General features: G+C 71.4%; 10 protein-coding genes. 6 read left to right on the top strand and 4 right to left on the bottom strand.

Going from position 1 to position 12,190, the window contains the following annotated elements; all coding sequences use genetic code 11:
* The first annotated feature begins 72 nt into the window (after positions 1–72).
* From ABD289_RS07315 to ABD289_RS07300, 4 genes are all read left to right on the top strand, one after another.
* Positions 73–1,638, top strand: coding sequence for an LCP family protein (locus ABD289_RS07315; RefSeq protein ID WP_344127986.1), 1,566 nt, complete (start codon positions 73–75; stop codon positions 1,636–1,638).
* 103 nt (positions 1,639–1,741) lie between these two features.
* Positions 1,742–2,956, top strand: coding sequence for an LCP family protein (locus ABD289_RS07310; RefSeq protein WP_344127984.1), 1,215 nt, complete (start codon positions 1,742–1,744; stop codon positions 2,954–2,956).
* A 108-nt stretch (positions 2,957–3,064) separates the two neighbouring features.
* On the top strand, positions 3,065–3,772 hold the full coding sequence (locus ABD289_RS07305) for a TIGR03089 family protein (protein WP_344127982.1): 708 nt from the start codon (positions 3,065–3,067) through the stop codon (positions 3,770–3,772).
* Between the two features lie 81 nt (positions 3,773–3,853).
* A complete protein-coding gene (locus ABD289_RS07300) occupies positions 3,854–4,636 on the top strand; it encodes a thioesterase family protein (protein ID WP_344127979.1) in 783 nt (260 codons plus the stop codon).
* A 110-nt stretch (positions 4,637–4,746) separates the two neighbouring features.
* Here the strand turns inward: ABD289_RS07300 and purE are convergent, their stop codons facing one another.
* The 3 genes from purE to ABD289_RS07285 form a co-directional block, all read right to left on the bottom strand.
* Positions 4,747–5,235 (bottom strand): 5-(carboxyamino)imidazole ribonucleotide mutase, encoded by a 489-nt coding sequence (purE, locus tag ABD289_RS07295; protein ID WP_344128097.1) that lies wholly within the window; start codon positions 5,233–5,235, stop codon positions 4,747–4,749.
* A gap of 172 nt (positions 5,236–5,407) precedes the next feature.
* Complete coding sequence (locus ABD289_RS07290) at positions 5,408–6,592, bottom strand: 5-(carboxyamino)imidazole ribonucleotide synthase (RefSeq protein WP_344127976.1); 1,185 nt, start codon at positions 6,590–6,592, stop codon at positions 5,408–5,410.
* Positions 6,593–6,667: 75 nt separating this feature from the next.
* Complete coding sequence (locus tag ABD289_RS07285) at positions 6,668–7,342, bottom strand: hypothetical protein (protein WP_344127973.1); 675 nt, start codon at positions 7,340–7,342, stop codon at positions 6,668–6,670.
* 325 nt (positions 7,343–7,667) lie between these two features.
* On the opposite strand from ABD289_RS07285, the gene ABD289_RS07280 reads away from it, so the two are divergent.
* A complete protein-coding gene (locus ABD289_RS07280; RefSeq protein WP_344127970.1) occupies positions 7,668–10,235 on the top strand; it encodes a sigma-70 family RNA polymerase sigma factor in 2,568 nt (855 codons plus the stop codon).
* A 137-nt stretch (positions 10,236–10,372) separates the two neighbouring features.
* Complete coding sequence (locus ABD289_RS07275; RefSeq protein WP_344127967.1) at positions 10,373–10,909, top strand: GtrA family protein; 537 nt, start codon at positions 10,373–10,375, stop codon at positions 10,907–10,909.
* Here the strand turns inward: ABD289_RS07275 and ABD289_RS07270 are convergent, their stop codons facing one another.
* A complete protein-coding gene (locus tag ABD289_RS07270) occupies positions 10,910–12,184 on the bottom strand; it encodes an ATP-binding protein (protein ID WP_344127964.1) in 1,275 nt (424 codons plus the stop codon).
* Between the last annotated feature and the right edge of the window lie 6 nt (positions 12,185–12,190).

The following is a 12,190-nucleotide window of genomic DNA, read 5'->3' as shown; positions in this document are numbered from 1 at the left end:
CCGGTTCCACCCCGCAGCCCTGCGGGAAGACGACCTCGCTCGAGCGCCGCAGGCCCGCCGCCTGCCGACGGCATGCCGGACGACGCCCCCACCGAGGTGGTCCGGCCGGGTCAGCGCTCCGCTCGCGGCGCCGCCGCGGAAGTGCCACCCGACGACGTGTGGGACCGGCCCCGCCGCAGCCGCGCGGTCGCGCGCAACGCCGGCCGGACCGTGACGGCCCTACTGTCGGTGATCGTGCTGTGCGCCACCGGCTTCGCCTGGTCGATCTTCGGCGGCTCGGCCAACACCGGCACCGCGGACGTGATCGGCAAGGGCTTCGACGCCCCCGACGGCGCCACCGACATCCTGCTGATCGGCAACGACAGCCGCACCGACTCGCACGGCAACCCGCTGCCCGACAGCGTCCTGCGGCAGCTGCACACGACCGATGACGGCGGCGACCTCACCGACGCGATGATCCTCGTGCGCATCCCGAACGACGGCAAGAGCGCCGCGGCGATGTCCTTCCCCCGCGACACCATGGTCGACACGGGGATGAGCGACGAGAAGCACAAGCTCACCGAGACGTTGAACCGCGGCAAGGCCCAGGAGCGCGCCAAGCTGCAGGAAGAAGGCGGCCACTCCGAGCAGGAGATCGAGGAGAAGTCGCAGAAGGCCGGCAAGAAGCTGCTGCTCAAGACGATCGAGAAGCTCAGCGGCGTCTCCATCGACCACTACGCCGAGGTCAACCTGCTCGGCTTCTACGAGATCACCAAGGCCGTCGGCGGCGTCGAGGTCTGCCTCAAGGACGCCACCTCCGACCCCTACTCCGGCGCGGACTTCAAGGCGGGCGTGCAGACCATCCAGGGGGCCGACGCCCTGGCCTTCGTGCGGCAGCGGCACGGACTGCTCAACGAGCTCTCCCGAGGCAAGCGCCAGCAGGTGTTCATGTCCGCGCTGGCGGGCAAGATCCTCTCCTCGGGCACGCTGTCCAATCCGAGCAAGCTCAACAACCTGATCGACGCGATCAACAAGTCGGTCACCCTCGACCCCAAGCTGGCCAACGACATCCTCGGCTTCGCCCAGCAGATGAGCGGGATCGGGGCTGGCAACATCCAGTTCTACAGCGCTCCGGTGCACCTGGTCGGCGAGTCCGGCGAGGAGAAGGTCGCGATCAACATCCCGGAGACCAAGCGCTTCGCCTCCGACCTGCTGCTGCCCCCGCAGCAGCGCGCGCAGAAGATGGCCACCCAGCAGGACCCGACCAAGTTCACCGTCAACGTCTACAACGCCTCCAGCGTCAGCGGCCTGGCGGGCAACGTGTCGGAGGAGCTGGCCAGCCAGGGCTTCGAGCAGGGCGAGGCGGCCAATGCCGACTCCCGGCAGGACACCGTCGTCTACCACGCCCAGGGCGACGAGTCCGGCGCGAAGCTGGTCGCCGAGGCGCTCGGCGGCGTGCGCACCGAGATGAAGCCGGACCTGGAATCCAGTGAGGTGGACGTCTACCTCGGCCAGGACTACAAGGGCCCGGGCAAGCAGACCTTCGCGGGTCCGGCGAAGGTCCGCCTCGACGGCTTCAGCGGTGCGGCGCCGCTGAAGACCCAGCAGGACGTCAACGACCAGCAGATCACCGCCGAAGGCGTGCCCTGCGTGGAGTGATCCTCCCGTCGGTGCGCCCGGGCGGGCCGTCCGGAATCGCAGCGGTTCCGTCGGTCACCTAGGTGATCCGGACGTGGCGGACATACGGCTAATCTGTGTCGCGATGCGACAGCGGCAGGGGGAGGCCGAGTTGGTCGAGCAGTCCGAGACCGAGCACGAGGAGCCCGCCGCCCGGCGCCGGTCGCGGGCGCGGATCGCCGGGCGCGCGCTGCTGGCGCTGAGCTCGGCGGCCGTGCTCGCGCTGACCGCGGGCGGCTGGTTCCTGGTCGATCGGCTCGACGACGTCAGCTCGTCCAAGGTCCTGGACCAGCTGGATGAGCAGGACGCACCGCAGGCGCCACCGGACGACGACGGCGCCACCGACGTGCTCCTGGTCGGCAGCGACAGCCGGACCGACGCGCAGGGCGACCCGCTGCCGCTGCGGGTGCTCAAGCAGTTGCGCACCGAGGCGACCAACGGGCTCAACACCGACACCCTGGTGCTGATGCGGATCCCGCACGACGCCGAGCCGCCCACCGCGGTGTCCATCCCGCGCGACACCTACGCCGAGACGCCCGGCGGCGAGCACCGCAAGATCAACTCGGTCTACGGGTTGACCAAGAAGGACACCGAGGACGCGCTGCTGGCCGAGGGCGTGGCCGACGACCGGGCGGAACAGGACGCGAAGGCGGCCGGGCAGCGGGCTCTGGTGCAGACCGTGCAGCGACTGACCGGGGTGCGCGTGGACCACTACGCCGAGCTCAACCTCCTCGGGTTCTTCGAGCTCACCGAGGCCGTCGGCGGCGTCGAGGTCTGCCTCGACTCGGCGACCAGCGACAAGGACTCCGGCGCCGAGTTCACCGCGGGCAGGCAGACCATCTCCGGTGCCGACGCGCTGTCGTTCGTCCGGCAGCGGCACGGACTCCCGCGCGGCGACCTGGACCGGATCGTGCGCCAGCAGGTGTTCATGGCCGCTCTGGCGAACAAGGTGCTCTCCACCGGCACGCTCACCGACCCGGCGCGGATCAACGAGCTCACGGCGGCCACCCGGCGCGCCGTCGAGCTCGACGAGGACTGGGACGCGCTGGGGTTCGTGCAGCAGATGCAGCGGGTCGCCACCGGCGCGGTCAACTTCGTGACGCTTCCGGTGGCCGATGACAACGCCCGCGGCGAGCAGGGGCGCAGCATCGTCCGCGTCGATCCGCCGACCGCGCGGCGATTCATGGCCGGCCTGGCCGAAAGCGCGCCGCGACTGGCGCCGGCTCCCGCGCTGCGACTGGACGGGACCGCCCGGGACGCACCGATCACCTCCGGCGACGAGGTCCCGTGCGTGAACTGACGGGCTCCGCTGCTCCCCCGCCGGTTACGGGGCCGCGCGCCGATGCGCCGTCACCGGCCGCGCCGCCACGCGGAACCAGCGCGACGGCGGAAAGCTAGGCTGCCCGCCATGAGCGTTACCCAGGCACTTCTCGGACCGTTGCTGGACAGTGCCGCCAAGCCGTTGATCACGCACTACGACGACGCCACCGGGGCGCGCATCGAGCTGTCCCGCGCCACCACCGCGAACTGGGCGGCCAAGACGGCGAACTGGCTGGTCGACGAGTTCGACCTGGAACCGGGCACACCGGTGGCGGTGTCGTTGCCCGCGCACTGGCAGACCGCCGGCGTGCTGCTGGGCGCCTGGTGGTGCGGCGCCCACGTGACCGACCAGGCCGAAGGCGCGGAGGTAGCCTTCGTCCCGGCCGCCGCACCGGAACGCGCCGAGGGCGCCTACGTCAAGGCCGCGCTCGGACTGGACCCGATGGGCGCGCCGGTGCGCGAGCTGCCGGACGGATTCGTCGACTACATCTCCGACGTCCGCGTGCACGGCGATGACTTCAGCCCGATCTCCCCGGTGTCCGGGAGCGCGCCCGCGCTGCTGGACCGGTCCGTCGACGATCTGATCGCCGCGGCGCGAAAGCGCGCGGTAGAGCTGGGCATCGGCCGCGGCGATCGAGTCCTGTCCACGCTGGACTGGTCGTTCCCGGACGGCGTGGTCGACGGTCTGCTCGCGGTGCTGGCCGGCGAGGGCGCACTGGTGCACTGCTCCAACCTCGACCCCGCGCAGCTGGACAAGCGCCGCGCCGACGAGCGCACCACCGTCGAACTCGGCTGATCGCCGGGGTAACCACCGTCACAACGGATTCGCTACTCAGGACGCTGGTTCAGCTTATCTACCCGTGAGTAGCATCCGGGTATGCGCAACACCGACGCCCTCTTCCGGCGCGAAGGCGACCTCTTCGTGCCGAACGAGGCTTCCGGCAATCCCTGGGGCGAGCTGACCGGGGGTGGACCGGTCGCGGGCCTGCTGGCCCGGGCGATCGAACGAGCCGCCGACGAGCCGGACCTGTTCTGCGCCAGGCTGACGGTGGATCTGATGCGGCCGGTGCCGCGCAACCCCGTGGCCGTGGACGTGCAGCCGCTGCGCACCGGCAAGCGGCTGCACGTGCTGCGCGCCACCCTCAGCAGCGGTGACCAGCTGCTCACCAACGCCACCGCGCACCTGCTCCGCAGGTCCGACGTGGACGGTCCGGAAGCGCGGGGCGCGGCGCCGTTCCCGGGACCGGAGGGCATCGAGACCCGGCACCTGCTGCCTCCGGGGCTCGGACTCCGCTGGGGCGTGCACGACGTGATGGAGGTGCGCTGGGTGGCCGATCAGTCGGCGACCGAGCGCGGCCAGGCGTGGATGCGGATGCCGCTGCCCCTGGTGCCCGGCGAGGAGCTCAGCCCGCTGGCGCACGTGGCGATCCTGGCCGACGCCATCAGCGCGGCCAGCCCGGTCGGCGAGATCTTCGGCCCGTGGATCAACACCGACATCTCGCTCTACCTGCATCGCGAGATGCGCGGCGAGTGGCTGGGCGTGGAGACCCGCAGGGAAACCCAGCCGACCGGCATCGGCATGGCCACGGCCAAGCTCTACGACATCGACGGGCCGATCGGCACCGCGCACGAAGCCGTGATGGTGCACCAGCTCGGCTAGGAACTTCGTTCACCGAGGTTCCGCTACCCGGTGGTGCTGGCAGCGGAACCTGATCGGCTCCCCGGACATCTGCCGCGGCCCCGACCGCGTCCCGCACTACGAAGCGGGACCTAGTCCTGTGCGGCCTTCTCCTGCAGGGCGGCGTGCTTGTCGTGGACCAGGCTCTCGAGGCCGTCCTGGAACTCGGCCATCCGGGTGCGCAGCCCGGCGGCGAACTCGCCGTCACCGGCCGCGAGGGTGCGGACCGCGAGCAGGCCCGCGTTGCGGGCGCCGCCGACCGAGACCGTGGCGACCGGGACCCCCGCGGGCATCTGCACGATCGACAGCAGCGAGTCCATGCCGTCGAGGTACTTCAGCGGAACCGGAACTCCGATCACCGGCAGCACGGTCGCCGAGGCCACCATCCCCGGAAGGTGCGCGGCGCCGCCTGCTCCGGCGATAATCACGCGCACGCCCCGGTCGGCGGCCGCGCGCGCGTAGTCCAGCATCCGCTGCGGGGTGCGGTGCGCGGAGTAGACGCCGACCTCGAATGGCACGTCGAACTCGGTGAGCGCGTCACCTGCCGCCTGCATCACCGGCCAGTCGGAGTCGCTGCCCATGATCACGCCGACCAGCGGGTTCCGCTCGCTCACGCCGATGCCTCCCTGTCGTTGGACCGGCACCGCGCCGGTGCCGACAATGGAAAAATCTACCGCCCGGCCGGCTCACCGGAGCCGAGCGGCGCGCCGCCGCCCGCACCACCGGGCACGACGCACCGCAGCTGCGCGGAGATCAGTGGCTCTCGTAGCCGTCCAGCCACTCGGCGTGCGAGAGCCAGTGCGCGGCCAACCTGGCCTGCTCCCGGATCTCGTCCATGTCCTCGCCGAGGACGTTGATGTGGCCGAGCTTGCGGCCGGGCCGCTCGCCCTTGCCGTAGAGGTGCACCTTGGCGTGCGGATAGCGGGCGAACAGGTGGTGCAACCGCTCGTCGACACCCATCTCCGGCTTGACCGGCGCACCCAGCAAGTTGGCCATCACCACCGCCGGCGCGGTCTGCTCGGTGCTGCCGAGCGGGTAGTCCAGCACGGCGCGCACGTGCTGCTCGAACTGCGAGGTGCGGGCGCCCTCGATGGTCCAGTGCCCGGAGTTGTGCGGGCGCATCGCGAGCTCGTTGATCACGAGCCCCTCATCCGTCTCGAAGAGCTCGACCGCCAGCACCCCGGTCACGCCGAGCTGCTCCGCCACGGTCAGCGCGATGTTCTGCGCCTGCTCGACCAGTTCCGCCGAAGCGTCCGGGGCCGGAGACAACACCTGCACGCAGATGCCGTCCTGCTGGACGGTCTCCACCAGCGGCCACACCGCGCCCTGCCCGAACGGCGAACGCGCGACCAGCGCGGCCAGCTCGCGGCGCAGCGGCACGGCCTGCTCGACCAGCAGCGGCGCGCCGCCCGCCAACAGCTCGGCGACGGTCGCCTCCGCCTCGGCGGCGTCGTGGAGCATCCAGACGCCGCGGCCGTCGTAGCCGCCGCGGGCGGTTTTGAGAACGCACGGCCAGCCGTGTTCGGAACCGAAGCTCAGCACCTCGGCGACCTCGGTGACCTCGGCGAACGCCGGGACCGGCAGACCGAGCGCCGCGAGCTCGCGGCGCATCACGAGCTTGTCCTGGGCGTGCAGCAGCGCATCGGGGCGCGGCTGCACGGAAACGCCTGCGGACTCCAGAGCCCGCAGGTGCTCGCCGGGCACGTGCTCGTGGTCGAAGGTCACCACGTCGCAGCCCTGAGCGAACGTCTGCAATGCCTCGAGGTCAGCGTGGTGGCCGATCTCCACGTTCGGCGCGACGAGCGCGGCCGAATCCTCCTCGGATGTGGCCAGCACCTTCAGCGACTGCCCGAGCGGGATAGCCGCCTGGTGGGTCATCCGGGCCAGTTGGCCACCACCGATCATGCCTACGACTGGGGTTCCGGTGCGCTGGTCCACGACCTCAGCCTAAAGCTGCGGGGGTCGCGGACCAGCGGCAGGATCGGCGAACGCGACCTGCTTCACAACGTGTCGTCACAAGGCCGCGAGGAGTTCGCAGGCCGACGCGTGATCGGCGGGCAGCGGTTCCTCGCGCACCCGCACCCGGCCGCAATCGCGCAGCGACGGGTCGGCGGCAAGGCGGTTCTCGATCATCCAGCGCACCTGCACGCACCGGTCCTGCAGATCCGGCGTGCGCGAGGTGAGCACCCCGGCAGTGGCCGAGCGCAGCACGGCGACCGTCTCGCCCGCGTCGAAGACGGTGCGCAGCGCGTCGGCGATGAGCACCATCGCCACCATCCGCGGATAACCGCCGTCGGAGACCCCCAGGGTGACGGTCAGCAAGGCGTACTGCTCCCCGACCGGGAACCCGCCCGCCCTGGCTTCCCGGTACACCTCGTGCAGCCGGGTTCGCAGGTAGCCCGCTGTGTTCATACCGGTCAGCGGGTCCTCGACCTCCCGGCCCACCGACATGCGGTTCACCACGTCGGCCCAGCCCAGCGCGGTGATGCGCAGCAACGGCGCGGGAACCGCGTCCGGGTCGGCGAAAACGAGCCCATCGGAATCGGACTCGGTGACCGCGTGCAACGCGGCCAGGTCCTGCAACGTGCCCGCGAGCTCCACACCGGACTCGGCGCGCGCCGCTCCCAGCTCCGCGAGCGGATCGCGCAGGTCAGAACCGGCGATCACCGCAGCGCACACCGTGTCCACGGCCGATACCTCCCAATCGCTGGGAAACGGCCACCCCGCTGCTAGGCTCGCGGTCCTCCAGCGAGCCCGCAACGCCCGCTGAAGTGACCGCGCGCCGGACGCATCACATTCCAGTGGCCAGTCCCGCATGCCTGGGATCCCTCCTATCGCGTCTGCACGACATGAGACGCGCGAACCACTCACCCATGACGGTGGATTCGATGGCTTTCGCAATACGATCCGGTTCAGAATTGTTCGGCGGATTCCCCACCAGGAGGTCTTCGCCGGCTCCGGCGCCCAGGTAGGACTACAGAGGACACGCCCCTGCGGGGAGGAAGGTGCTGGCGTGGCGACCGTTTCAACGGATGTGCAGGGCCCCAGCGATGGGGAGCTGCTGGAGGAAGTGCGCAGCGGCTCGTCGCGGGCCTACGCGCAGCTCTACGAGCGGCACGTGGCCTCGGCCTACAACATGGCTCGTCAGGTCGCCAAGTCACCTGCCGAGGCCGACGACCTGGTCTCGGAGGCCTTCGCGAAGGTCCTCGACACGCTGCGCGACGGGCGCGGTCCCACCTCGGCCTTCCGCGCCTACCTGCTGACCTCGCTGCGGCACGCCGCCTACGACCGCACCCGCCGGGACCGCAAGGTCCAGCTGGCCGACGACGTCGCCGAGGTGTCCGGCGCCGACGTCAGCGTGCCGTTTCACGACACGGCGACCGCCGGGCTCGAGCGCACGCTGGCCGCGCAGGCTTTCGCGCGGCTGCCCGAGCGCTGGCAGACCGTGCTCTGGCACATCGAGGTCGAGGGGCAGTCACCCGCCGAGGTCGCACCGCTGCTCGGCCTGACCTCCAACGGCGTGTCCGCGCTGGCCTACCGGGCCCGCGAAGGGCTGCGCCAGGCCTACCTGCAAGTGCACCTCGGACAGCTCGACGCCTCCGATGCCGACGTGCAGCACTGCCGGGCCGCGGCCGACCGACTCGGCGCCTGGACTCGCGGAGGGCTGTCCAAGCGGGAGACCGCACAGGTCGAGACCCATTTGGACAGTTGCGACCGGTGTCGCGCGCTGGCCGCCGAACTCGCCGATGTCAACGGCGCGCTGCGCGTCGTCATCGCGCCCCTGGTGCTGGGCGGCTCGGTCGCGGGCTACCTGGCCACCACCGCCTCGGGCGGGACCGCCGCAGGCGCTGCCGTCTCCGCGGGCGGAGCCGGCGCTGCTGGCGGAGCCGCCGCAGGTGACGCCGCCAGCTCCGGACCGCGCCAAGCGGTCACCGCCGGAGCGGCGACCGCCGTGCTGGCCGCAGCCGTGGCGATCGCGATGACCTCGGGTGGCGGCCAGTCCATCCCGGCCGCGCAGTCCCCGCCCGAGCCGCGACCACCGGTCGTTCCCGCGCCTCCGCCACCGGTGCCGCAACCGCCCGCACCGCAGCCACCGGCAGCGCCCCCACCAGCACCGCAACCGCCGGCAGCGCCCCCGCCCGCACCGCAGCCGCCGGCACCACAACCACCACCGGCGCAGGCACCGCCGCCCGCACCGGCCCCGGCGCCAGCGCCTCCGGCGCCCGGAGCTCCCTCGTTAAGCGCCTCCGGTCCGTCTCAGCCGCTGCGGCTGATCGCCGGCGGTGATCCGCTGGCCGTTCCGATCACCCTGGCCAACAACGGGACGGCCGACTCGCAGCCGATCACCTCGACGATGCGCACGCCCGAGGGCGTGAGCGCCCGGATGCCCAACGCGGCCTCCAGCGGCCCCGCGACCACCGCGCCGCAGAGCGTCAGCGCGCAGGTGACGCCCGTGCGCGCGCAGGCGCCCGGGGCGCCGAACGTCACCTGCTCGAACCAGGGCGATCTGCTGACCTGCACGACCGATCGCGGCCTGCGCCCGGGTGAGTCGATGGCCTTCGACTACCTGGTGCAGGCCGGTCGGGAAGCCACCGACGGCACGATCGACGTGAGCATCAGCGCGGGCACGCAGATCGACCTGAGCCTTCCCGCGGTACACGTGATCGTCGAAGATCCACCACCGCCGCCACCGCCCAACCCGATCGACGGTGTGGACCTCACGGCCACCGCGCAGCATGCGCCGTGGCTTCCGCTTCCGCACAGAGTCACGATGACGGTGGCGAACACCGGCACGAGCACCCGCCGGGCTCAGGCAAGAGCAGAACTGCCCGACGGCGCTGAGCTGCACCTCCCGTCGCTGGGCCAGGACTGCGCAGCAGACCGGGGCGAGACCGCGGTGACCTGCTCGAAGGAACTGCGGCCGAACAGCAGCGCGACCTGGGAGCTGTGGGTCGCGCACGACGGCTCGCGCCCGTGGTGGCCCATGTCCGTTCAGAACGGCGAGCACTACGGACGCGACCTGGTCGTGCCGATCACCGCCACGCTCGGCAAGGCCACCGACCACCAGGTCGTTCAGCTGGACCCGTGGTGGCCGGACCTTCCGCCCGGGCCCGAATGCCCGCCCTGGTGGACGCCCCCGCACTGGTGGAAGCCGGGACCGAACGGCGAGGGCGACCGCAAGCATGTCCAGCACGGCGACGAGCACTGGGACGTGTGGCGGGACTGGGACAGCTGGCACTGCGTGCGCTCGGACCTGGACGAGAACCCGGCGCGTCCGTACCGGCTCCCAGCACACCCGCCCGCGCCGCCGGAACAGACCGGCTCGTCCTCGTCCCCGGATCCGACTCCGAGCCCGATCCCGAGCGAACCGGTGCCGTCGACGACCCAGCCGCGTCCGTCGACGACCCAGCCGCGTCCGACGACGAGCTCGCCGCCTGCGCCGACGACCAGCTCGGAGCCCTCCGGCTCATCGCCGTCCCCGGAACCGTCCACGACGTCGCCGCCCTCGAGCACGTCCGCTCCGTCGACGACCAGCGACACGCAGTCGCCGACATCGAGCTCGACGCGACCGGGTTCGTGATCGAGCGCTGTGGGCCGTGACCAAGGCCACGGCCCACAGCGCTCGGACGACTGGGACGAACGTGAGCGGCCCTACACACTGAGCGGCCCTACACACATAGCGCTGACCCGCTCGAGCACGCTCCGTAGACTCGGGGCGTGTCCGTCCCTGATTCCGTGCTCGCACGACTGCCGCGCACAGTGCAGGTGCTGTTGCTGCGACACCGCGAACTGCTCAAGTTCGGCACCGTCGGTGCGATCACGTTCATCATCGACACGGGCATCTTCTACGCGCTCAAGCTGACCGTGCTGTCGCCGAAACCGGTGACCTCGAAGGTCATCGCCGTGCTGGTGGCCACCCTGGTGTCCTACCTGCTGAACCGGGACTGGTCGTTCCGCACCCGCGGCGGCCACCGCAGACATCACGAGGCGACGCTGTACTTCCTGATCAGCGGCATCGGGGTCGCGCTGTACTCGGCGCCGCTGTGGGTCTCCCGCTACGTGCTGCACCTGCAGATGCCCTACACCAGCCGACTGGTCGAGGAGGTCGCCGACTTCACCGCGGGCCAGATCATCGGCCTGCTGCTCGGGATGGCGTTCCGCTGGTGGGCTTTCCGGAAGTGGGTGTTCCCCGCCGACCAGCAGCAAGTCGGCCCGATCGATCCGCCGCAGCAGGACCGCGCGCTGATCCGCTGATCAGCGCGGCGTCGACTCCGGTTTCCACGGCAGTCCCAGCACGTCGTCCGCGCGCGCTATCGGCAGGAAGACCTCGAACATGGCGGGGCGCGCCTGACTGAGTTCGAGACGGCCACCGTCGGCCTCGACCAGGGCGCGGGCGAGGGCCAACCCGACACCCGTGGATCCGTGCCCGGAGAAGCCGCGCTCGAAGACGTGCGGAACCAGGGCGTCGGGCACGCCCGGGCCCGCGTCGGAGACCTCGATGATCACGGTTCCACCGCCCTGCTTGGCGACGAGCGAGACCGCGCCCTGGCCGTGCCGCAGAGCGTTGTCGAGGAGCACGCCGATCGCCTCGCGCAGCCTGCCGGGGGTGGCGCGAGCCAGCAGCTCGTCGTCGATCTTGACGCGCAACGGCCGCCCCTCGGCGCGCAACGGCTCCCGCCACTCCTCGGTGACCCTGAAGAGCAGAGTGGTCACGTCCAACGGCTCGGCATCGCGAGCACGCGCGGCGGTGGCGGCCGCCAGCAGATCGTCCAGCACCTCGGAGAGCAGCTCGGCCTGCTCCAGCGCAGCCCTGGCCTCCTCGGCCATGTCCTCATCACCGGAGGCCGCCAGGACCTCCAGCCGCAGGTTCAGCGCGGTGAGCCTGCTGCGCAGCTGGTGCGAGACATCGCCGACCAGCTCGCGTTCCCGCTGCACCAGCTGGGACAGCGCAGCACCGGAAGCGTCCAGCGCCTCGGCCACCCGATCCAGCTCCGGGACCTGATGCCTGCGCTGGTCGGGCCGGAAATCACCGGCGCCCAGGCGAGCGGCGCGCGCGGCGACGTGCCGCAACGGGTCGGCCAGTCTGCGCGCGGTCAACGAGGCGACGACCATCCCGGTGCCCGCCGAGATGACCACCAGCATCAGCACCAGCCCCGCGACCTGCAGCTGCTGGGTGCGCACCGGGTCGATGGGCGTGGCGATGGTGACCGTGCCGCTGCGCACCATGGGCACGCTCTGCATCAGCGGCCGCTCACCGGGATCGGGACCGTACCGGTAGTACTCGCCCTGGGTTTGCACGATCAGCCGGGCGCCCTTCGGCACCGCGACGCGGACCACCTTCAGGTTGATCGGCTGGCCGGAGGCCACCTGCTCGTCGAGCGCCGTCGCGATCTGCTGAGCGCGTTGGGACAACTCCTGCTTGGTGATGTCCTCGACGAGCTTGAGAGCGCTGAATCCCAAGGGCAGGCCCAGCACGACGACCGCCACCGCGACCGCGAGGAGCGTGGCCTGCAGGATACGACGACGCATGGCGGC

Origin of the sequence: Saccharopolyspora halophila, from assembly GCF_039531955.1 — a bacterium.
GTDB lineage: Bacteria > Actinomycetota > Actinomycetes > Mycobacteriales > Pseudonocardiaceae > Saccharopolyspora > Saccharopolyspora halophila.
This window is presented reverse-complemented; position numbering and strand designations above follow the sequence as displayed.

Bases quoted from the DNA above. Each gene is read 5' to 3' on its own strand.
- purE (WP_344128097.1), bottom strand. From the start codon at position 5,235: ATGGGCAGCGACTCCGACTGGCCGGTGATGCAGGCGGCAGGTGACGCG.
- ABD289_RS07270 (WP_344127964.1), bottom strand. From the start codon at position 12,184: ATGCGTCGTCGTATCCTGCAGGCCACGCTCCTCGCGGTCGCGGTGGCG.
- ABD289_RS07300 (WP_344127979.1), top strand. From the start codon at position 3,854: ATGCGCAACACCGACGCCCTCTTCCGGCGCGAAGGCGACCTCTTCGTG.
- ABD289_RS07305 (WP_344127982.1), top strand. From the start codon at position 3,065: ATGAGCGTTACCCAGGCACTTCTCGGACCGTTGCTGGACAGTGCCGCC.
- ABD289_RS07315 (WP_344127986.1), top strand. From the start codon at position 73: ATGCCGGACGACGCCCCCACCGAGGTGGTCCGGCCGGGTCAGCGCTCC.
- ABD289_RS07310 (WP_344127984.1), top strand. From the start codon at position 1,742: ATGCGACAGCGGCAGGGGGAGGCCGAGTTGGTCGAGCAGTCCGAGACC.